The organism is Scytonema sp. PCC 10023, from assembly GCF_963920835.1.
Taxonomy (GTDB): Bacteria; Cyanobacteriota; Cyanobacteriia; order Cyanobacteriales; family Nostocaceae; genus Kalymmatonema.
In genome coordinates, this window is record NZ_CAWUDP010000029.1 from 85,693 (window position 1) to 106,556 (window position 20,864).

Sequence of the window (20,864 nt, forward strand, 5' to 3'; positions counted from 1 at the left end):
ACCCTTATATTTGTCGAAAAATTCTCACTTGCATGATTTCAACACAGCAGATAATTTATTGCACAAATTCCAGTTGTACTCAACCCATGAATTCTGTGGGGGATAGTGTTTGTGCAAGTTGTCAAACTCCCTTAGTTTACCGCTACCTTTGGGCAACTGGTTCCTCAGTAGCCGAAATCCAACCTGGAGAAAAAGTGGCAAATAGGTATGAGGTTATTACCCCTAATATTTGGCTGGATACTCAACCAGGATTATTGCCAAATATACCTGAAGAATTGCCAAGAGAAATTGTGTCTTACCTGCGGCTATACCAACACAGATTACACATTCCTCAGGCATATGGAATTGTTCACGATGATATTTTGTTGCTAGAAAATGTGCCGATAGATGAGACGGGAAATCTCTACCCAGCAATCACAGATGCATGGGAGCAAGCACAAGCCGTAAGACAAGTTTACTGGTTGTGGCAAATTCTCCAACTGTGGATACCGTTATCAGAGTTGGGTGTGGCTGGTAGTTTGCTGATTGCAGATAATTTGCGAGTCCAAGGTTGGTGCGTGCGACTGTTGGAACTTGTTAATGTAGAACTCTCGGATGGCGCGTCTCTACAGCATGCAACGTCTCTACAGCATGCAACGTCTCTACAGCAGTTGGGCGAGTGTTGGCAACCTTGGGTAGCGACTGCAAAAAAACCAGTGGGACAAGAGTTGAACAACATAGTCCAGCAGATGCGTAGCGAGGAAGCAAATTTAGAGTCTATTGCGAGTCAACTCAATGCATTACTTCTATCATCTGCAGCAGATTTGCCATTAACCCTAAAGGTTGCAGGAGCAACAGAAACTGGTCCACAACAAACGCAAAATGAAGATACTTGCTACCCCACTAACACTGCTGATCCCGATGATCCATTATTACCACGGGTATCCATTGTTTGTGATGGCATTGGTGGACATGAAGGCGGCGAAGTTGCAAGTCTACTAGCAGTGCAGTCCTTAAAGTTGCAACTCCGTGCCTTACTGACAGAAGTGAAAGAACAAGCAGACATTTTACCGCCGGACTTGATCCAAAAACAACTAGAGGCAAGTTTGCGGATTGTAAACAACGTAATTTGCAACTGCAATGACGAGCAAAAACGCGAAGGTACCCAACGCATGGGTACAACACTCGTGATGGCAGTGCAATTACCGCAAAGCATCCAAACCGCCCTCGGGTTTCAGTCATTAAATGCACATGAACTTTATTTAGCAAGTGTGGGCGATAGCCGTGCATACTGGATGACGCGCAACTATTGCCAGCTTTTAACAATAGATGATGACGTAGCGGGGCGGGAAGTCCGCTATGGTCGTAGTTTGTATCGAAAAGCATTGCAACGCCCAGATGCAACTGCCCTAACTCAAGCATTGGGGACAAAAGAAGGCGAATTTCTGCGTCCTTTGGTTCAGCGATTTATTTTAGAAGAAGACGGTATATTACTGCTATGTTCTGATGGTTTAAGTGATAATGACTGGGTAGAACATTCTTGGCGGGATTACGCTATCCCTGTTTTACAAGGTGAACTTTCCTTGGAAGATGCTGTCCGAGGGTGGATTGAATTGGCAAATCAGAAAAATACTCATGACAATACGTCAGTGGTTCTGACTTATTCTCGTGTCTCGCGAGACCCTATAGTGCCAATGACTTCCGCCCTAGCACCTGTAGAAATAATAGAGGCAGAACAAGAACAACAAGAACAACAAGAACAACAATATGAGTTGGCAGCAAGTTCTCAAGCCCTTCTGGAGTTGGATGTTTCAGAACCACCTGCACTAGACAAAATCCAAACTCCTGCTAAACGGCAAGGGCGGCGAAAGTGGTGGGTTTTGCTTGGGGGATTGTTGGCATTTGTGGGCGGTGCGAGTTTAGGATTAGTTGCTTGGTGGCGACTGAGTCCGGAAACATTTCAACAGACGTGTCGGCAACTTCCCGAGAAAGTGCAGCAAGTGTGCCTCCCTCAGAAGTAAAGACTCATCACCAAGTGTTAAAACCTCGTGCTTTGAGTATTAGGGAGTACCAAAAAATAATTATCCTTCTATGACTCTGGAGAAAAAATAATTGAGGCACAGGTGCGGAGTTTACGGGCACACAAACAAAGTCCGCCTGCGCGGACTAACCTAAAAATAGGGTTTCAAATTTAAGCGTTATGTAGGGTGGGTTAGGCGTACGACAATTAAGGTCTTACATGATAACTAAAGTGCGCCGTAACCCACCATTATTTGCGTCACTACAAATTGAAGATTTTTTTAATTACAAGTCCCTTAAAGACCAATACGGTTCAGTTAAGGATTGTTGATGATAGCGTAAGCGCAAAGCGTGCCGCAGGCATACGCGCAGCGTGTCCCCTTGGGACTCAGCGTGGCACGAATGTGCCATAGATTCCACACGTGTAGAGACGTTGCATCCGAGAGTTCTACATTGCCATCCTGATGTGTTAGGAACTTGTGCTTTGAGTATCAGAACCGCCAATTTGTTTGCGAAACTCTTTGACTGCTAAAACCGGGTTGGGTTGCCGTACATATTCAGTCAACAGTGCTAAATCTAAATTGGGGAGTAATTCGCTGGCTTGGATAAGTTCATATTTGTCGCCCTGGAGGCGATACACAGAAAATTGAGAGTTTTGCCAGAACCAAACCTCTGTCACACCCAGCCTTTTGTAGACTGCTAACTTATCCGTCTCACCACTCGTCAAAACAACTTCTACAGCTAAGTCAGGAAAGTCTTTTTTCAAACCAATACAGTAGCTTTCATCAGGTTCTGTCCCTCCCTGTCGTTCTTGTCTACGGAAAGTTTTAGAACCAAGCGGAAAATATTGAGTGCCAGTTTCCTGAAAATAAACTTCCAACAAAGTCCCGATGCCTTTCTTTATTTCTTCGTGACGGGGACTTGGGGACAAGATTTCTAATACTCCATCTAAATAGGTGACGCGATAGGAGAAATTATCTGACAACTTGACCAGTAGCGCTTCATACTGTTCCCAAGATACCTCATTGGCAATAAACCGCTCTTCTGTCTCCATATTTTTCAGCGTTTCCTGCTCTAAGTCTTAAATTAGCTCTGCTAGCATCGGCTTACCTTTAATAAGGAAAGACTGTAACTTCTATCCTAAACAACAAGGTATTCAAACAACCTCATCTCCCTCCTAAACGTCAAAATTTAGTAACTTTGAGAATCAAAAGCTGTGTACAAATGAGTAATATTCTATCCGGAATTAGCAACGATCTACGTGATGTTTAATTTTAGCTAGCATAAAACCAACCTCTTCCACAGCAGCTATGGCGAAAAATTGCTTGCGGATTACTCATCAAGGGGATACCGTTCAACTTTCTTGGCAACGGGGACAGGCTGCGCCTCGGTTTGCCGATGTCGTAGAATTTGAGCATCCTTTTCATCAGCAAGCGCTTACCGATTTACGCTGGTATCTCGAAGAGTATTTGCGCTTTCCCTACGGACTCGCGCCAGACAACGCCGCAAAGATAGAGCAAAAGTTGCAGAATTGGGGACAACAGTTATTTGAATTAGTGTTCCGCAGTAGTGAAAAGGCGCGGGAATTTTTTCAAGCAGCTACCTACGATGGGTTGCATAAGTGCGAACTGGTTATAACGTCCGATGACCCCACGGTGTTAAATTTACCTTGGGAATTGTTGTACTCAACGAGCGATCGCCAATTTCTCGCCCCAACTCTAGCTGGGATGTCTCGCAGTCTCAGTGAATATGCTGTACGGGCGGAAATGCCACCATTGCCCCAAGATAAACTCAATATCTTACTCGTGATTGCCCGTCCCTACGGCGAAAAAGATATTGCTCTCAAAACTATTGCTCGTCCATTACTAAATTCCATCTCACAAATTCGCCAAAAAGTCAATATAAAAGTATTGCGTCCCCCTAGCTTTGAGGAATTTGAGCGGGAACTGAATAGAAACAAAGGATTTTATCATATTGTCCATTTTGACGGACACGGCGACTTTGACCCCAATAGCCAAGGATTTCAGCATACCTTGGGTGGGTTGGGACAGGGAGTGTTAGTATTTGAAGCTCTTGATGGTTCACCGCAAATTATCACGGCGGCACAAATTGCCCAGAATTTGGCAGATTGCGGTGTGCCGATTTTTGTGTTGAATGCTTGCAAATCAGCACAAGAAGGAGAAGCAAAATTTTCTTCAGTGGCTACTCGCTTGGTATCCTTGGGGGCGAAAGGTGTTGTTGCAATGGCTTATTCTGTCTATGCTGTGGCGGCAAAACATTTCATCGGGCGGTTATATGGCGAGTTGGTAGGGGGTGCGAGTCTCTCTAACGCCGTAGCGGCTGGGCGCAAAGCAATTTTAAATCAGCCGCAGCGTCCAAGTCCCAAGGGCGATAAACCGTTACGAGATTGGTTGGTTCCGGTGTTGTATCAGCAGGAACCTTACACGCCGTTTATTCCGGAAAATAATACAGATATTCCTGATATTGACGATTTACTTGTAGAGACATCACATGTAACGTCTCTACATGGGTTTCCAGAAGAAGGTGCTTACGGTTTTATCGGGCGAGATTACGATATTTTGCGGTTAGAGCGGGGGTTTCGCCAAAACAATATAGTATTGTTGCAAGGCATGGGCGGCGTGGGAAAAACTGAGTTAGCTTGTGGGTTTGCGCGGTGGTTAGAAGAAACTCAGGGACGTGCTGGCAAGATATTTTTTGTGTCCTTTGAACATGGGGCGACGCTGAGTTATGTAGTCAACCAAGTGGGTAGGGAAGTTTGGGGAGATAAGTTTTCCTCGGTTCCCACCTAGCAGAAGCCAAGGCAAAGGGTAAAGACGCTTTTGACTTCTGGATGTATTTGCGGGTTGCAGATGCTAATGAAGCGCTTCTAATTCCCAACTTAGAAGAAGCGAGGGTAATTTATCAAGAAATTCTTGATGAACTCACAGATTTAAATGACTCTTCGATAAATTACAAAATTGCTGTTGCTTATCACCAACTGGGTATGGTAGCCCAAGAACAACGGAAATTTGAGCAGGCGCGGCAATATTACCTCAAGGCTTTGAAGATTTATGAAGACGCAGGGGATTTGTACACTGCTGCGCGTGAGTATCACCAACTGGGTATAGTAGCTCAGGAACAACGGGAATTTGAGCAGGCGCGGCAATATTACCTCAAAGCTTTGAAGATTAAAGAAGACGCAGGGGATTTGTACAGCGCTGCAAGTGACTATCACCATCTGGGTATAGTAGCCCAACAACAACGAGAATTTGAGCAGGCGCGGCAATATTCCTTCAAAGCTTTGAAGATTTATGAAGATGCTGGAGATTTGTACAGTGCTGCACGTGTGTATCACCAACTGGGTAGAGTAGCCGAGGAACAACGGGAATTTGATGTAGCAATTAACTATTATCAAAAAACCTTTGGAATTTGTGAACAATTCCGCGATTGGTATTGGGCTTCACAAACATTAGCTAAATGGGGAAGGGTTTTAGAAGCTCAAGAAAATTACGCTGAGGCTTTGCCAATTTACATTCGTCTTTTAGCCGTTGAACTAGAGCATAATCAAGATTTGATTGGTTATTATATCAATGCTTTAGCTCGTATGCTCCAGCAGTTAGGTGAAAGCCAGTTTCTTGCCATTTGGCGTAAGGTGACGGGTGAGGAGTGTGCGGGTGAGGTGCGTGAGGCGATTTGGGCGGCGCGGGATAGATTCCCGACTTCTTAAAGAAGTCGGGAATCTCGCGGTTTCATTCATAAGTTTTATTTAACGTGTGGTAACGAATTCATAAGCGGTTGCCACGACAGCAACTTTGGGAGTAACGACAGCAACTTTGGGAGTAACGACAACAACTTCGGGAGTAACGACAGCAACTTTGGGAGTAACGACAACAACTTTGGGAGTGACGACAGCAATTGCGGGAGTAACGACAACCAGATGATTCGTGAGTGCGATCGCCATCTCAACAATAAGACGATGAGGGAATGCGATCGCGTTCCGCGCAGCGAAGCTGATCGCGACGTTTACAACAGCCGTGTTTTATAGCGCTTCTCGTTTGGATGAAATAATTATTTATCTGTGTCCATCTGTGGTTCTTATTTCTTGATGTATTGCACTCAACTCCTGAACGGCTATATTCTAGAAACAAAAAGGAGCAAAAGTATGCAAGCCTACAAGTTGAATGCAACAATTGATGAATCAGGTCACTTAATTATTGACGAACCTCTCAATATTGCTCCTGGTAAGGTGGAAGTCATTATTTTGCAATCAGAACCATCTGTAGAAACTTCTACAGAAACTCAAACTCAACCACAGCCTACAAAGCAAAAAAGAGTAGTAGAATGCTCTATTCCCATTTTGAAAGAGTGGTTAGAAAGCACAGAACCAACTCCTTCAGACTTTGACCCTGAGCAAGCAAAATGGGAATATTTGAAGGAGAAACATAATCTGTGAAAGTCTTGCAAGACACTAATATAATTCTTGATTTTGCTCTGGAACGGCATCCCTTTTACAGAATACACGTAAGGTGGGCAATGCTTACCAAAATCCAAATATAAGCCAGATACGGTAGGCATTGCCCACCCTACAGATACTACATACCTTTAATGATTTACACCAACCTACTTATTTTGTTAAAAATATATCTATGAACACTCAATTAATCGCTTCTGAAATTCAAGAAATCCAACAAATTCTCAAAGACGAACCTGCACAAAAAGCACTTTCCACCCTAGAACAAAACAACGGTAATTTAGAAGCTAGTTTTGACATTCTCTGGCAAGAACAATTCGGCATTCAAGAATACGGCAAGAGCAAATCTCTATTGCAACTTGTACTTGATGAAATCCGCGCTGAAATCTGCGGTGATGAAGGTTTACGCGGGAAACTCAAGGAATACACCAATAATCCTGGTAGCGCTTCTTTACTCAACAGTATTATCGGTTCATTGGTGACAGTTGCAGCCTTAAATGGCATACCTATTGATGGGGCGATCGCTACAATTGTCGCGTTATATATTTTAAAAATTGGGCTGAATGTTTTCTGTAAATATACTGCTTCCGAGGGTGAAGAGGAGAAGAAATAAATTTTTCTGTATCTACACACAAAATATTAAATTAAATATCTGGAGTAGAAACAAGAACTATCCTAATATTTCATCAACAGTAATCATCACATCAGGAAATGCCTGAATTGATAAACTTTCACCCCGCGTCAACTTCTGAACATTCCGATATCCATCAGCTGTCGGTTCTCGAAAAACTTCCACACATTGCTCATTAATATCTACTAACCAAACTTCAGTTATCTCGTCTTCAGCATAAAGAGGGATTTTCACTTCCCGGTCATATTTAACCGTTGTATCTGCCACTTCTATAACCAGGAAAATATCGTTTGGTTGAGGATGTGCGTTTTCATAAAAATCTTCGCGGGGTTGCAGCAATGTCACATCTGGCTGCGGTTCGGAGTTATCGTTTAACACCACTGGATTTTGAGTATCTATTAAGGCACGTCCTTGTAGTTTTGCAGATAATAAGTTGCTTGAGCGTCTTACACAAGCAGCGTGTTTGGTTCCAATGGGTGACATTTCAATGATCTCTCCTCGTATCAGTTCTACTCGGTCATCCTCAGTAAGAATTCCCGATTCAGCCATTTTGTGGTATTGTTCAACTGTGAATTTCCGTCTTAGTAATTGCACAGACATTGCTACCTCTACTTTTTGCCGTATCTTAAATTATTAGATTTGTTGCAGGGTGTTGCTGAATTGAGGTATGAAATTTTCTTCCTTTAATTTTCAAAATCCTTATCTTTGCGACGCCAGTCGCCTGGCTGTCGGGAAACCCTCCTGCATAGCGCTGGTTCGCCTTTGCGTCTTGGCGCGAGCCTAAATTCATACTTTGAATCAGCAACGCCTGTTGCAGCAATACAATCATTCAGCACCGCAACAAGGCTCAGATGCGTTACGGATTTCGTCCTCTACTTTTTCCCGTATCTTAAATTATGAGATTTGTTGCAAAAATACAATGATTCAGCACCGCAATAAGGCTCAGATGCGTTACGGACTTCGTCCTAACACATCCTACAATTGTTTTAAAGCATTCATGCAAGAGGTCTATTGCTAGCTTCCCTTAACTTTCTCAGCATGCAGTTGACCTTGGGAGCATCCTAGAGTGAAGATAATAAGAACTAGACCTCTTGCCCAAATACGAGGCGGCTCTCATGTTGCCCTATCCCTGTTCGTCTCTTCGTTGATTGGCAGAACAAAGGAGTAAGGACGAAGGCTGATCATTAAATCATAAAGCCTGCACAGGCAGAGAGAAGTCCTACAGGCGGTGAGACCAGTGATCCAGGAGGGTTTCCCGCTCTCACGGCAACTGGCTCTCCTGTTGGGGTTTCCCAACAAGCGGGAACTTGGGAGCTTTGTTTCTCTAGCAACTACAGGAACGCCCAACAGCGCATCTGTACTGGCTATGATTTAACGGTAACTTTTGTTGGCAAGCAGTCTATTTTTCAAAAAAGCAAGTTTAGAGAGGGATGGCTGTGGAGACAGTTGTGGAACAAAAGCTAGGTGTAAATACTAATATGAAAATTGGCGATCGCGTCCGCGTTAAAGAATCCGTCATAGTTTATCATCATCCTGAGCATCGTGGGAAAGCTTTTGACCTCAAAGGCACAGAAGGTGAAGTGGTAGGTATTATCAATCAATGGCAAGGTAGACCTGTCAGCGCTAACTTGCCGATTCAAGTTCAGTTTAGTAAAAAATTCAAGGCACACTTGCGTGAAAATGAATTAGAAACCCTCTAAATCAGTCATTTGCGGCGAAACCACTGCATTATATTTAGTTCGCCGCGCATTCTTTCTAGCTCTTGACGATGGGTCTCTGCTGTAGTATAATACCATTCACAGTATTTCTTAAGCTCTGACCGCGCCTGAACTTCGTAATAGAACTGGTGAGTTGTTTGGTAAGAGGCAAATGTGTCCTCAACTTGCGGTTGAGGGGCAGGTATAATAAGCGGTAACTCTTGAGACATAATCCTAATTCAGCAAGAAGATAAGAGTTAAAAATGGGGAGTTGTTGTACAAATCTTTATTTATTATTACGTACTCAATAGCTACTAAGTCATAACTTGCTTTCACAGCCATCCGCGCAAGCGATAGGCGAAAATACCAACGTATTCTTTCAAAGCAGCGGTAAATAAGTTTAGGTTGTCAACATCAGGTAACACATTTAGTAACGCCGCCTTTGGCGTGCTGGTAAGTTCTTGCAAATCACCCTCACTAATGAGAAAGTCAGTGGGTGTGGGAATGGCATCAATACCTTGACGACGGAAAATGAGAAGCGATCGCGGCATATGAATTGCCGAAGTCACCAGTAAAACGCGGCGAATCCCGCGAGACACCAAAATCTTCTTGACATTCACCGCATTTTCATAAGTATTGAGGGCTTCAGGCTCCTGTACAATTGCTGCTTCTGGTATACCAATAGAGGTGAGGATACTAGCCATATCCGCCGATTCTGGTGAACCGCTTCCCTTCCAATTAATCCGACCACCACTAAGAATGATCACAGGAGCTTTTTTTTCGCGGTAGAGTTGACCAGCATAAATCACGCGATCGCCTGCTTCATTTAAATCTACACTGGGTCGTGGCGGCAAAGCTGATCTGGTAGCACCACCCAAAACCACAATGGCTTCTGCCGTTGGTATTTCAATAGGTGGAAGATTTTGCCATTCCAAAGACTGCACAAGCAAGCGAGAAACCCAGGCATTACTGCTAGATAACAATAAAATCAGCGCCAGCGCAATTGCAAGCGCCGCAGTGCGTGGTCGTTTCCATAACATAAAAAGTGCTACCAGCAAGCATAAGCAAGCCAGTCCTAGGGGATAGAAAAACAGTGGTAGCAACTTGGAGAGATAGAAAAACATTTGGCAAATTTCTCAGTTGACATGATGGGGATGAGGGAAATGAGGGAGGGAGAGAGGGAGAGAGGGAGAGAGGGAGAGAGATGAGGGGGATGGGGAGGATGAGGGGGATGGGGAGGATGAGGATACAGAAGTAAATAAACAATGGCTACTCTCCCTTAGGTGATTTTCAGGAAACAAATTACTGGGGAGGTTGGCTGAACTTCCTATGGGTTAACGGGATGCCTCGCTTTAAGTGGTAAATTCTTTCTCAGAAACCGCCTTATCTCCCAATACGGTTCAGTTAAGAGAATTGATCTACCGTCAACCTTTGTAGAACTTTCGGACGCAACGTCTCTACACACTGGAAATTCATATTGTTCAGCCCTAACTGAACTGTATTGCCTTATCTCCCTCATCTCCCTTATCTCCCTCATCTCCCTCCTTCCCTCCCTCTCTCCCTCCCTCTGGCTACCTTTCCCAAAACCGGAAATTAATACTTCCAGGGCGGCGACGAAAACGGCGAGTGGTTTTCCTGACTTGGCGTCCTCTGGTTAGTTGTTTTTCAGTGCCAATTTCAGCTTCGCCGTCTTCTAAGTCTTCTTGTGGGAGCTGAGTTCTTGATTCTTCCTTACTTTGCCACCAAGCAATAATCCACCCTCCGCCTATACCAGCGATCGCACCCAGAAAGATACCCATCGGTGGTTTATACCCCACAAACACAAAGCCGAGTAAGAAAAATAACCAATACTTCAAGCCTGCATCGACGCCTTCAGAGGTAGCTACTGTAGATGCCTGGGGACCACTTTTGGTTGATGCCGTCACCCAGCCTAAGGCGAAACCACCCAAGACGCCCAGAAAAATACTGAAGGCTGGGTCGTATCCTGTCGCTATAAATATGAGTGTGAAAAATAACCCAAGTAGGATTTGCGTTACGAAGTTTGGTGAGAAGTTTAGCTTTGGTGGTGCCATAAGGTAAGTTTATTGCTCAATTACATTCTTTAATTGTGCCTCTATTGATTGAGTCGTATCCAAAATTTTAGCGAGTGGTTTTTCTTTTTCAGTCAAAGGTTCAGCTTGCTCGATCTGAGATTTTAAGTTGGCAGCAGTCGCATCAGCAATATCACCAGTACGGTCATCCAATCGCTGTTGCAAAACTTCTATCGGTGCTGTGCAGGAGATAATTTGCAAAGGAAGTTGATGCTGTTGAGCTGAGGCGATCGCCTCCTCACGCAACTGTTGTCGGTCATACTTAGCATCCAAAATCACCGAGTATCCTTGACTTGCCAACAAAATTCCCAATTCCAACAGCCGTGCATAAGTTTTCTGCGTCATCTCGGCTGTGTACAAATCATCACCACCCCGTTCCAACAACCCAATTCCCGCCAGATGTTTTCGCACCGCATCCGAACGAATTTGAATTGCTCCCAATTGACGAGCTAAATACCGTGCTGTCGTACTTTTACCAGAACCCGATACACCCGACATCAAAATCAGCCGTCCTTGACGGGGTTTTGTGTATTCCCAAGCAAGCTTGTAATAATTCGCTGCTTTTTTTGCGACCTCCTCCTTCACCGAAGAGGGGACACTCGGGTCATCTAACAAGAATGAAGTCACCTTTGCCCTGACATACGATTGTCGGCTTAAATAAATGGGCAATACCTGTAACCCTTCCCAATCCCCAGTCACCTCAACGTAAGTATTCAAATAAGCATTACTCAAATCAGGACGCTGCTGACCTTCCAAATCCATCACAGCATAAGCAACGTCAAACATTGTATCGACAAAGCGAAACGGCTCATTAAACTCGATGCAGTCAAACAGCCAAATTTTATCTTTCCACAAACAAATATTTCCCAGGTGCAAATCGCCGTGACATTCTCGAAGATAATTCTTTTGAATTCTGCTGTTAAAGAGTTCGCGACGTTCGGCAAAAAACTTATCTGTATACTCCTTTGTCTCGTCAAACTGCTGCTGTGTTTGGGGACCACCGATATACTTTTGCGTTTGCTCGTAATTCTCGTCAAACGCAGCCCGAATTTGCTCCACTTCACCAAAAGAGCGAATGTAATCATTCGTCACAGTTTTCGTGTCATGATATTCAGCTACCACCCGTCCCAACTCTTCTACAAGTGCTTCATTTAACTGACCCTGCTCAAACATTTTGCTAAACAGCCCATCTGTGGGAAACTGAACCATTTTCAGCACATATTCCACAGCTTCTCCTGTTCCTCCTAGTTGGTACTGCTCCCCCACCAAAGTTATAGGGAACACCTCCAAATAAAGTTCCGCAGCTCCCCGCTGATTCAAACGTAACTCTTCCTGACAAAAATGTCCCCGCTTCTCTAAAGTCGAAAAATCCAAAAAGCCAAAATTAACAGGCTTTTTCACTTTATAAGCATAATCTCCAGTCAACAGCACATAAGAAATATGCGTCTGAACCAATTGAATCGGTTCCTTCACCGGATGCTGATAAAACCCAGGCTGCAACATCTGCTCAATTAAAGCCGGAATCGAAACTTCTGTCATCTTCTCTTGGCGTCCTTGGCGACTTGGCGGTTCAAATAACAAAAAACCAGAGGTATGCCCCCTGGTTTCAACGGTAACTATAACAAACTTTAAGTATTTTAGGTAACTGGTTCTGTTTCTGTATCAGAACTTCCTTGTGGAGGCAACACAATCAGAACAGATTGCCCTGGCTCACCCAAATATTTTGCCCCCTCAGGCAGAGAGAGTTGCTCAACAGTCAAACTATCTCCGATGTTTAGATTAGAGACATCAACCTCAATCACTTGAGGAATGTTTTCTGGTGCACAACGCAGCGACAAGGCTGTAAGGTGCGTGTCTAATACACCACCTTGTTGCTTCACACCCACTGGTTCTCCCACAAAACTCAGACGTACTTCCACATCAGTGTCGCCGTGACCTGCGACAGCAAAAAAGCTGAGGTGGTAAGGCGTACGTTTTGCTGGATGAGATTGAACTTCCCGTAGCAAGGTTTTCCCACGCCAAGGAATATCAGTAATGTTGAGGTCAATCAAAGTGTTGTTAATCGAACCCTTAATGAGCAGGCGCTCAACAACCTTAGCATCAATAACCAGAGCAATTGACTCGGTACCTTTATGACCGTACAAATTCGCGGGGATTTTTCCAGAACGGCGCAAAGCATTGGGCTTGCTGCCTTCTGGCCGCTTTTGAGATTCGACTGTTAACTCCATGTTAGGATTTTAGATTTTAGATTTTGGATTTTTGAGCCACTGCGTTGCGGGGGTTTCCCCCGTTGAAGCAAGTGGCGGATTTTGATACTATCACGCTCGTATTGGCACAATACCTTACACCCCTACGCACTCAGCAATGAAGCGGGCGTGCCGTCAGGGTGCAACAAAGCACGTTTCGGACCGTGGATCGGGTCTTCTACAATGATAGTTTGATCGCGGCTCGCTCCTAAGGAGACAATTGCGATCGGCACTTCTATCAATTCTGCCAAGAATTTTAAGTAGTCTAGCGCTTGCCTTGGCAATTCTTCTAAAGAGCGGCAGTGACTGGTTGAGGTGCGCCATCCTGGCAAGGTTTTGTAGATCGGGCGACACCGGGCAAATTGACGGGCGCTGCGAGGAAAGTGTTCACTGCGTTCCCCATCTATCTCATAAGCTACACAAACTTTGATTTCCTCCAGTTCGTCGAGGACATCGAGTTTGGTGATTGCCAAACAGTCCATACCATTAATGCGGACGGCATAGCGACCAATAACCGCATCAAACCAGCCGCAACGTCTCTTACGTCCAGTGGTTGTGCCAAATTCCGCACCAAGCGAGCATAATAATTCTCCCAATTCCCCGTCTATTTCTGTGGGGAAAGGTCCCTCGCCAACCCGAGTGGTGTAAGCTTTCGCTACCCCAATCACTCGGTCAATCATTGTTGGTCCTAGCCCCGTCCCAACACAAGCTCCTCCCGCCACTGGGTTAGAGGAGGTAACATAAGGGTATGTCCCATGATCCAAGTCCAAGAGCGTACCCTGCGCTCCTTCAAACAAAATATTGCGCCGCCTTTGAACCGCGTCGTATATTTTTAAGGATGTATCAACGACGTACGGTCGCAGGCGTTCTGCATACCCCAAATACTCGTCAATCACCTGTTGCGGGTCTAACGGCGGTATATTGTAAAGCTTTTCCAGAATGACGTTTTTATAATTAATCGTCCATTCGAGCTGTTCGCGCAGTCCTTCAGGATCCATCAAATCTAAAACCCTGATACCAGTCCGCTCTGATTTATCAGCATAAGTTGGACCAATCCCTCGACCGGTAGTGCCAATTTTATGGCTACCCCTTCGCTCCTCCGATGCCGAGTCAATCAATCGGTGGTAAGGCATCGTGATATGAGCTGTCTCAGAAATCAGCAGATGGCGAGTGGAAACACCAAGTGCTTCTAGTTGGTCAAGTTCTGCTATCAAAACCTGTGGATCTATGACTGTCCCACAGCCGATAATGCAGTCGGTATTTGGATACAAAATACCAGAGGGAATCAAGTGCAGCTTGAAGGTTTGACCCTTGACTACAATTGTGTGTCCAGCATTGACACCCCCTTGGTAACGTACGACAACATCTGCGGAGCGGCTGAGCAAGTCTGTTATTTTACCTTTTCCTTCATCGCCCCACTGGGCACCTATAACAATGACGTTAGCCAAGTTTTTATTAAAGAGCTAAAGTTTCCACAAATTATTATTATCAGCATATTTGTTTGCTTATGTCAATGTATGGAAGGAAAAAATTCAATAAATAAGATAATAATGTCTTATCTCATATAGGAATCCTAGATAAGTTATGAGATATCTATTGAAAACGTAGACGCGTAGCGGCGTGCCGCAGGCTACCGCCAAGACGAGCCAGCGCTGCAGGAGGGTTTCCCGACCCAGGCGACTGGCGTCGCAAAGAGCGCCAAGAAAGGAGAAAAAGAGAGTTCTCACGAACGCGAGAGCGTGCCGCAGCGCCTCCCCGTAGCGTGGCCGTAGGGCTTATGATTTAGGATTGCCATAGCTTGTTTTTTTTATTTGTTACTGTTAATAATAATTACAATTTTTCGGTTTGTTAAAAGACTACTATGGCTTTATATGCAGAATTACATAGGCATCTAGGCGGTTCGGTTGTCCCTCGTGTATTGTGGCGATACTTCGAGCGCAACTCGTCTGAGATGATTTCTCGGTTTGCTGAGTATTCAGAGTTTGAAGAGTTTTACACGCGCCCGCGCAATACTCTAGATGAGTATCTGGAGTTACACACTTTGGTAGAAAGCGTGCAAACTGTGGAGACTTTGCCTTACTTTATCTACCGCTTGCTTAGGGGTGCTTACATTTTTGAAAATTTGGCTTATCTAGAACTGCGCTACACCCCTTATTTGCGCACACCAGACCATCTGAGTCAATCAGAGAGAATTGACAAAATGGCGGAAATTGTGAAAGTTGTGGGCAAAGCTAGCCAAATATCGGAATATCCGATTGTCACTAGCCAAATTCTTTGTATGCACACACGCCTACCGTTTGAGGTGAATAAGGCAATTATTGATTTGGCAGCACAAAACAAGCAGTATGTTTGTGGTGTAGATGTGGCTGGGGGAGACAGCTACTATGCCGATCGCATGGAGGAATGGATTAGTTTATATGATTATGCGCGATCGCTTGGAATTAACACCACAGGTCATCTTTATGAAACGACTGCTGGGTGTTATCCCCAACTTTTACCTTATCTGATGCGGATTGGTCACGGCATTCAAATTCCTCTGTTGTATCCTGAGTTACTTAAAGATGTGGCGACGCGCGGTCAGTGTTTGGAGGTTTGCCCCACAACCTACCTGAAAACTGGGACTTTGGAAGACATACGTCAACTCAAGTTAGTCTTTGACCGATGTTTTGATGCCGGGGTAGACATCGCTATTTGTACTGATAACGCCGGGTTGCATAATGTGCGTCTGCCATTTGAGTATGAAAATCTCTTGACTTACGACATTATTAACTTTCAACAGTTACAAGCTTGCCAGGATGCAGCATTCCGTCATGCTTTTGCTTGGCCTTACAGCCAGCGTCCAGTATCCTTACTCAATGGGTTGCTAAACACTGAACCGGCTAAAGCTTTAGCCATCATGGAGTCGTAAACTGCCACAGGCGTTTGACTGGCTGTCAGATGTCAGCAAAAACGGTCTTAAGTACTGAGTAGTCTCATGTCCGGATGAACATTTGTAAAGAAAATTACCCCGCCCCAACCCTCCCCATGAATCGGGGAGGGTGCCCGATAGGGCGGGTAGGGTAAAAATTGCTGTAATATTTCTGTTTAATCTTCAATAAGTTAAGTCTTGTTAAACAGGACAAATTTCTATAAAAACGTTGTAGTAAAATTCGCTCTGGTCATCACACTGGTTGACTCGTCCTCTACACTGTAGTTCATGATGTCAACTATTCAAGCTTTACCAGCAGAAGTCGTACATCTCATTACAGCCGGAGAGGTTATCGACTGTTTTGCTTCTGTCGTACGGGAATTGGTCGAAAATTCCCTAGATGCAGGTGCGACACGGATTGTTGTTTCCCTCTCGCCTCAGCAATGGCGTGTGCGTGTAGCAGATAATGGCTGCGGAATGACATTAGATGACTTGCACAAAGCAGCAACGCCACATAGTACCAGTAAAATTCGTAATTGTGCAGATTTGTGGAAAATTACGAGTTTGGGGTTTCGTGGAGAGGCGTTGCATAGTTTGACGACTCTGGCAGATTTAGAAATATTGAGTCGTCCCAGAAGTGGAGATTGTGGGTGGCGGGTTGTGTATGGCTATGCTGGAGAAGCATTGTACGTAGAAGTTGCTGCGATCGCTCCTGGTACAGTTGTGACAGTCTCAAATTTATTTGGAAATTGTTTACCTCGTCGTGAGGCGTTGCCAACATTAGCACAGCAAATGAAAGCAGTGCAAGCAACGATTCATCAAATCGCTTTGTGTCATCCTCATGTTACCTGGCAAGTGTGGCAAAATGACCGACAGTGGTTTACCCTTTGTCCCTCCGCTTCGATAGGACAACTGTTGCCCCAGATTCTACATCAGGTTAAAGAAGCGGATTTACACGAGTTAAAATTAGAAATACCCAATCCTGAGAACTCAGAACTCAGAACTCAGAATTCAGAACTGACAAATGTAAAGACGCGCCATGGCGAGCCAGCGCTGCGGGAGGGTTTCCCTCCGCAGGCGACTGGCGTCGCGTCTCTACAACTGACAACTCAGAACTCAGAAGTCACTAGCGAGAATTCAAGACTCACGAGTGAGAACTCAAAACTCACGAGTGAGAATTCAGAAACCGCAGCTAGGAACTCAGGACTACATTTGGTTGTAGGATTACCTGATCGCTGTCATCGCCATCGTCCAGACTGGGTGCGGGTTGCTGTCAACGGACGGATGGTGAAGTCGTCGGAATTAGAGCAAACTATTCTGTCAGCATTTCATCGGACATTACCGCGCGATCGCTATCCAGTTTGTTTCCTGCATTTATTCATTTCTCCCGAACATATCAACTGGAACCGCAACCCAGCAAAATCAGAAATTTATCTCAACCAACTGAGTCATTGGCAAGAACAAATTAGTGGGGCGATCGCCCAAGCACTCCGCATCAATTCTACGTCTGTTAAAGATGCTGTTCACACAACGCGAGTTGGTAAATTACTCAAAGCCGCAGAAGAAAAAGGCGGATACAACGTCAATCGTTCTATTCCCAGTGAAGAACACAAAACGGATGGAGAGACGGTGCATGCAACGTCTCTGCAACTCAAAGCCGTTGCTCAAGTTAATAACACCTACATCGTGGCAGAACATCCAGGTGGAATGTGGTTAGTTGAACAGCACATTGCTCATGAGCGAGTTTTGTACGAGCAATTGTGCGACAATTGGAAGATTATTCCCATCGAACCTCCAGTCATTCTTTATCAATTATCTCCGGCTCAAGTCTCGCAAGTGCAACGTATTGGTTTGGATATAGAACCCTTTGGCGAACAACTTTGGGCAGTCCGCAGCGTACCCGCACTTTTTCAACAGCGAGACGACTGTGCCGATGCAATTTTAGAACTCAGTTGGGGAGGTGACTTGCAAGCAGCGCAAGTTGCCGTTGCTTGTCGTAGTGCCATTCGCAACGGTACAACCCTGAGTTTACAAGAAATGCAAACACTTCTAGAGCAATGGCAACGCACGCGCAACCCCCGCACCTGTCCCCACGGACGCCCAATTTATTTATCTTTGGAAGAGTCGGCTTTAGCGCGTTTTTTCAAACGTCATTGGGTGATTGGGAAAAGTCACGGTATCTGAATGTTATTTTGACCTATTTGATGGTTTGCCCAATGAAGATGACACTTGCCAAAACTTGTAGTTTTGTTAGCTTGCGCACGAGATGCTGAGCTTGATGTTTATAAAGTGGTGTTGGCAACACTCTAGGCAAGTTATTCATCGATTGCCTAGCAGTAGTGAAACTACATCCAGTAATCAACGCTATTTCTTCTGCACCATCAGCAATAGCATTTCTAGTCAAAGCTTTTTCAATCTGCACCTTAAAAAGACGAGGCAGCATTTCACCCCATTCAATTCGCTGCAAAGCACTGCTTGTGGCTAAAACAATCAAGCGATCGCCAGCAGAAAGCTTGAAATCATCCCAGGGCAATAACGAGTAATTCTCTTGCCGCTCTTTCTGGTAGAGAATCGGCACAACACCGTAACCATGAGCTATTTCAGATAGAAGCAATCCATTGAGAGTATCGCCCTGTTCAATGTTGTATTCCGTCACCATGACTATTTGATTACTCAAGTGAAAAAAGCTAAGAACGTTTTCTCCAAAAGCAGCACAAGCAAAGACTTCCGCTGACAAAGCCGCGCCACACAGAACTTTGGCATAGGGAAACAGAGGAGCTATATTGTCACTAAATTGGCGATCTTGAGAGCGGATAATCAAGCGACTGGTGGGGTTGATTGCATGAGCCATCAGCCCAATTTCCAGATTTTCCATGTTATCGTCCCCGACTAAAACGATGCTTTTGGCATGGGAGAGATTCACCTGAGCAAGTGCTTCAATACCATTGCCAACAATAAGGGGCATCTCGCGTAAAGTGCGTTCGTCGAGACTGGTAGTATGAATTCCGACTAACGGCTGGTTGAGTTCTTGCAAAAGAGCAGCCACTCTCAGCCCCAGTCGATTTAACCCAATCAGTACCACATGGTTGGATTGTGGTATGGGAGGATGGGAATTGAAAAACTCGAACCTTGAAGTGACAAGAGCATCAGTCAGCAGTGCATACAATACTCCCACAAAAGCTTGACCTGTCAACGTGAGTCCCAGGCTGAACAACCGCAACCACCATGGCATATGCTCTGATGGTTGTTGCGATACAAACTCAACGCCGCCAAATAAATCTCCGTATCCTCCCAACAGCAAGACTGCTGTTGCATAGAAAGCTTCTTGGAGAGTGATGTCAGGATAATACAAGCGGTAAAGAACTATTCCGACGAGCCACAGGATGACTACAGTCATCGCATAGATTGTCGCAATTCGCCGGATTTGATTTTGGCTTTGGTAGTAAGATTGCCAAAATTGCACTATTTTCTGCTTAAGATTCTTTGGTGTGATGCCTCGGACAAACTGTTGCCACTGCCACCTTTTGTGGTGAGATTTGCTTGTATCTTGCTCAGATAAATCCAGTTCGTGTGCAACATCAATGTAAACGAGTGTGTCTCCCGCTTGCACTTCTGCCTCTGGATCCCAGTCATAGAATTGTTTGGGTGCGTCAGATGAAACAGGTGTATGACACAAGATGCGGCGAGTTGTTAGATTGAGTCTATGTACTGGCTTGCGATCGCACCAGCGCTCGTTTGGTTGTACCTGATGCTCTATCACTCGCAACAGTTGCCCTTCTAAGGTGAAATATCCAATAGCTTCAGAACCGAGGGCTGTCAGAGCGAAGGCATGAGCGCAGAGATGGGTAGGCTCAAAGGCAGCAAAATTGCGTAGATTTTCGTACAAGAGTTCGTTGAAATTTTGTTTATCAGAACGTACAATCAAGCGAACGTGCGGATTAAGACGCCGTGCTGCAAACGCAGCCTCTATATTCATCCGCTCATTTCTTGTCAGTAAAAGTATTGAACGACACTGACGTATACCTGCCTGCTCTAAAATACTTGGCTGGCGGCAGTCTCCTATGATGAACTTTTCTAGTAAGTTTGGTACTTCTGGGACTTCCCAACTTCTGGGCTGCACAACGTCAATGGCGCTAACTTTAACATCGTACTCCTTTAGGACTGCAACACAATGTTGCCCTAAACTTTTGAGTCCGCATACTAAGAAAAGGTCTTGCTTTTTGTCTTGATTTGTGCTGTGTGGAGAATGCACTTTCTGTTGATGGCAGCATTCGGTACTGCTAACAGTATGTGTTTACTACGATTATATGAGTATTAAAAAAAATTGAGCAACCGACAGCGCTTTACTAAAACGGGAGAAGTCTAATGAACCGCCAATCGCCCTTTCTTTGCAGGTATCTATTAAAATACCCCTTTGGCAAGTAGCCGAAGGGGGGATTAACATAAGTCTTTAGGAATAGATTTTATATATGCTGTTTGATAATAACAACTACAAAGCGGTTTATCAAGATTCCAGAATTTAAAAAACCAAATATTGACAGGATATGCATACAGTCGGCTGTACCCATAGAAGCTAAATTGCTCTACAAACCTCACCCCATCCCCTCTCCTTAGTAAGGAGAGGGGTACCTGTCTCTCGTTCCTATGCTCAGCATAGGAATGCCTAAAAGGAGGCTCTGCCTCCCAACCATTATATTTTGATGACTATGCTGAGCGTAGGGTGGGCAGTGTATGAACCGTTTAGAAACAAGAGCCACAGTGGTGGGCAGTGCCCACCGATACTCTAGAACTGCAATGGCTTGACTAGCAGTGCCCACCCTACA

General features: G+C 44.8%; 18 protein-coding genes and 2 pseudogenes. 9 read left to right on the plus strand and 11 right to left on the minus strand.

Annotation, left to right across the window (positions count from 1 at the left end; genetic code table 11):
- Positions 1–32: 32 nt before the first annotated feature.
- A complete protein-coding gene (locus tag ACM0OZ_RS18965; RefSeq protein ID WP_414584372.1) occupies positions 33–2,000 on the plus strand; it encodes a PP2C family protein-serine/threonine phosphatase in 1,968 nt (655 codons plus the stop codon).
- Between the two features lie 467 nt (positions 2,001–2,467).
- Here ACM0OZ_RS18965 and ACM0OZ_RS18970 read toward each other — a convergent pair whose 3' ends face one another.
- On the minus strand, positions 2,468–3,052 hold the full coding sequence (locus tag ACM0OZ_RS18970; RefSeq protein WP_414584373.1) for a Uma2 family endonuclease: 585 nt from the start codon (positions 3,050–3,052) through the stop codon (positions 2,468–2,470).
- Between the two features lie 256 nt (positions 3,053–3,308).
- On the opposite strand from ACM0OZ_RS18970, the gene ACM0OZ_RS18975 reads away from it, so the two are divergent.
- A complete protein-coding gene (locus ACM0OZ_RS18975) occupies positions 3,309–4,808 on the plus strand; it encodes a CHAT domain-containing protein (protein ID WP_414584374.1) in 1,500 nt (499 codons plus the stop codon).
- Positions 4,809–4,849: 41 nt separating this feature from the next.
- Positions 4,850–5,725: a tetratricopeptide repeat protein gene (locus ACM0OZ_RS18980; protein WP_414584375.1), complete on the plus strand. Its 876-nt coding sequence runs from the start codon at positions 4,850–4,852 to the stop codon at positions 5,723–5,725.
- A 39-nt stretch (positions 5,726–5,764) separates the two neighbouring features.
- Here ACM0OZ_RS18980 and ACM0OZ_RS18985 read toward each other — a convergent pair whose 3' ends face one another.
- The gene (locus ACM0OZ_RS18985; RefSeq protein ID WP_414584376.1) at positions 5,765–5,959 is read right to left on the minus strand and encodes a hypothetical protein; all 195 of its coding nucleotides are present in this window, start codon (positions 5,957–5,959) and stop codon (positions 5,765–5,767) included.
- A 201-nt stretch (positions 5,960–6,160) separates the two neighbouring features.
- Here ACM0OZ_RS18985 and ACM0OZ_RS18990 point away from each other — a divergent pair, with 201 nt between their 5' ends.
- Both ACM0OZ_RS18990 and ACM0OZ_RS18995 read left to right on the plus strand, forming a co-directional pair.
- Positions 6,161–6,451, plus strand: a complete 291-nt coding sequence (locus tag ACM0OZ_RS18990; protein ID WP_414584377.1) for a hypothetical protein — start codon at positions 6,161–6,163, stop codon at positions 6,449–6,451.
- A gap of 193 nt (positions 6,452–6,644) precedes the next feature.
- Positions 6,645–7,082 carry a hypothetical protein gene (locus tag ACM0OZ_RS18995; RefSeq protein WP_414584378.1) on the plus strand — a complete coding sequence of 146 codons (438 nt, stop codon included), beginning with the start codon at positions 6,645–6,647 and terminating at the stop codon, positions 7,080–7,082.
- Positions 7,083–7,139: 57 nt separating this feature from the next.
- Here ACM0OZ_RS18995 and ACM0OZ_RS19000 read toward each other — a convergent pair whose 3' ends face one another.
- A complete protein-coding gene (locus tag ACM0OZ_RS19000; RefSeq protein WP_414584379.1) occupies positions 7,140–7,700 on the minus strand; it encodes a Uma2 family endonuclease in 561 nt (186 codons plus the stop codon).
- Positions 7,701–7,725: 25 nt separating this feature from the next.
- Complete coding sequence (locus ACM0OZ_RS19005) at positions 7,726–7,929, minus strand: hypothetical protein (RefSeq protein WP_414584380.1); 204 nt, start codon at positions 7,927–7,929, stop codon at positions 7,726–7,728.
- 601 nt (positions 7,930–8,530) lie between these two features.
- Between ACM0OZ_RS19005 and ACM0OZ_RS19010 the strand changes: the two genes are divergently transcribed.
- Positions 8,531–8,800 (plus strand): ferredoxin-thioredoxin reductase variable chain, encoded by a 270-nt coding sequence (locus ACM0OZ_RS19010; RefSeq protein ID WP_414584381.1) that lies wholly within the window; start codon positions 8,531–8,533, stop codon positions 8,798–8,800.
- A 5-nt stretch (positions 8,801–8,805) separates the two neighbouring features.
- Here the strand turns inward: ACM0OZ_RS19010 and ACM0OZ_RS19015 are convergent, their stop codons facing one another.
- The 6 genes from ACM0OZ_RS19015 to ACM0OZ_RS19040 form a co-directional block, all read right to left on the minus strand.
- Positions 8,806–9,027 (minus strand): hypothetical protein, encoded by a 222-nt coding sequence (locus ACM0OZ_RS19015; protein ID WP_414584382.1) that lies wholly within the window; start codon positions 9,025–9,027, stop codon positions 8,806–8,808.
- Between the two features lie 102 nt (positions 9,028–9,129).
- Complete coding sequence (locus tag ACM0OZ_RS19020) at positions 9,130–9,921, minus strand: YdcF family protein (RefSeq protein WP_414584383.1); 792 nt, start codon at positions 9,919–9,921, stop codon at positions 9,130–9,132.
- A gap of 447 nt (positions 9,922–10,368) precedes the next feature.
- Complete coding sequence (locus ACM0OZ_RS19025; protein WP_414584384.1) at positions 10,369–10,869, minus strand: hypothetical protein; 501 nt, start codon at positions 10,867–10,869, stop codon at positions 10,369–10,371.
- A gap of 9 nt (positions 10,870–10,878) precedes the next feature.
- Positions 10,879–12,426, minus strand: coding sequence for an AAA family ATPase (locus ACM0OZ_RS19030; protein ID WP_414584385.1), 1,548 nt, complete (start codon positions 12,424–12,426; stop codon positions 10,879–10,881).
- Positions 12,427–12,524: 98 nt separating this feature from the next.
- The gene (locus tag ACM0OZ_RS19035) at positions 12,525–13,115 is read right to left on the minus strand and encodes a 50S ribosomal protein L25/general stress protein Ctc (RefSeq protein WP_414584386.1); all 591 of its coding nucleotides are present in this window, start codon (positions 13,113–13,115) and stop codon (positions 12,525–12,527) included.
- Between the two features lie 122 nt (positions 13,116–13,237).
- Positions 13,238–14,581, minus strand: a complete 1,344-nt coding sequence (locus ACM0OZ_RS19040) for an adenylosuccinate synthase (protein ID WP_414584387.1) — start codon at positions 14,579–14,581, stop codon at positions 13,238–13,240.
- A gap of 413 nt (positions 14,582–14,994) precedes the next feature.
- On the opposite strand from ACM0OZ_RS19040, the gene ACM0OZ_RS19045 reads away from it, so the two are divergent.
- From ACM0OZ_RS19045 to mutL (ACM0OZ_RS19055), 3 genes and pseudogenes are all read left to right on the plus strand, one after another.
- The gene (locus ACM0OZ_RS19045; protein ID WP_414584388.1) at positions 14,995–16,041 is read left to right on the plus strand and encodes an adenosine deaminase; all 1,047 of its coding nucleotides are present in this window, start codon (positions 14,995–14,997) and stop codon (positions 16,039–16,041) included.
- A 288-nt stretch (positions 16,042–16,329) separates the two neighbouring features.
- Positions 16,330–17,055, plus strand: a pseudogene (gene mutL, locus ACM0OZ_RS19050) (DNA mismatch repair endonuclease MutL); the annotation flags it as partial.
- A 192-nt stretch (positions 17,056–17,247) separates the two neighbouring features.
- Positions 17,248–18,225 (plus strand): annotated as a pseudogene (gene mutL, locus ACM0OZ_RS19055) (DNA mismatch repair endonuclease MutL); the annotation flags it as partial.
- A gap of 13 nt (positions 18,226–18,238) precedes the next feature.
- Here the strand turns inward: mutL (ACM0OZ_RS19055) and ACM0OZ_RS19060 are convergent.
- A complete protein-coding gene (locus ACM0OZ_RS19060) occupies positions 18,239–20,293 on the minus strand; it encodes a potassium channel family protein (protein WP_414584389.1) in 2,055 nt (684 codons plus the stop codon).
- Positions 20,294–20,864 lie beyond the last annotated feature (571 nt).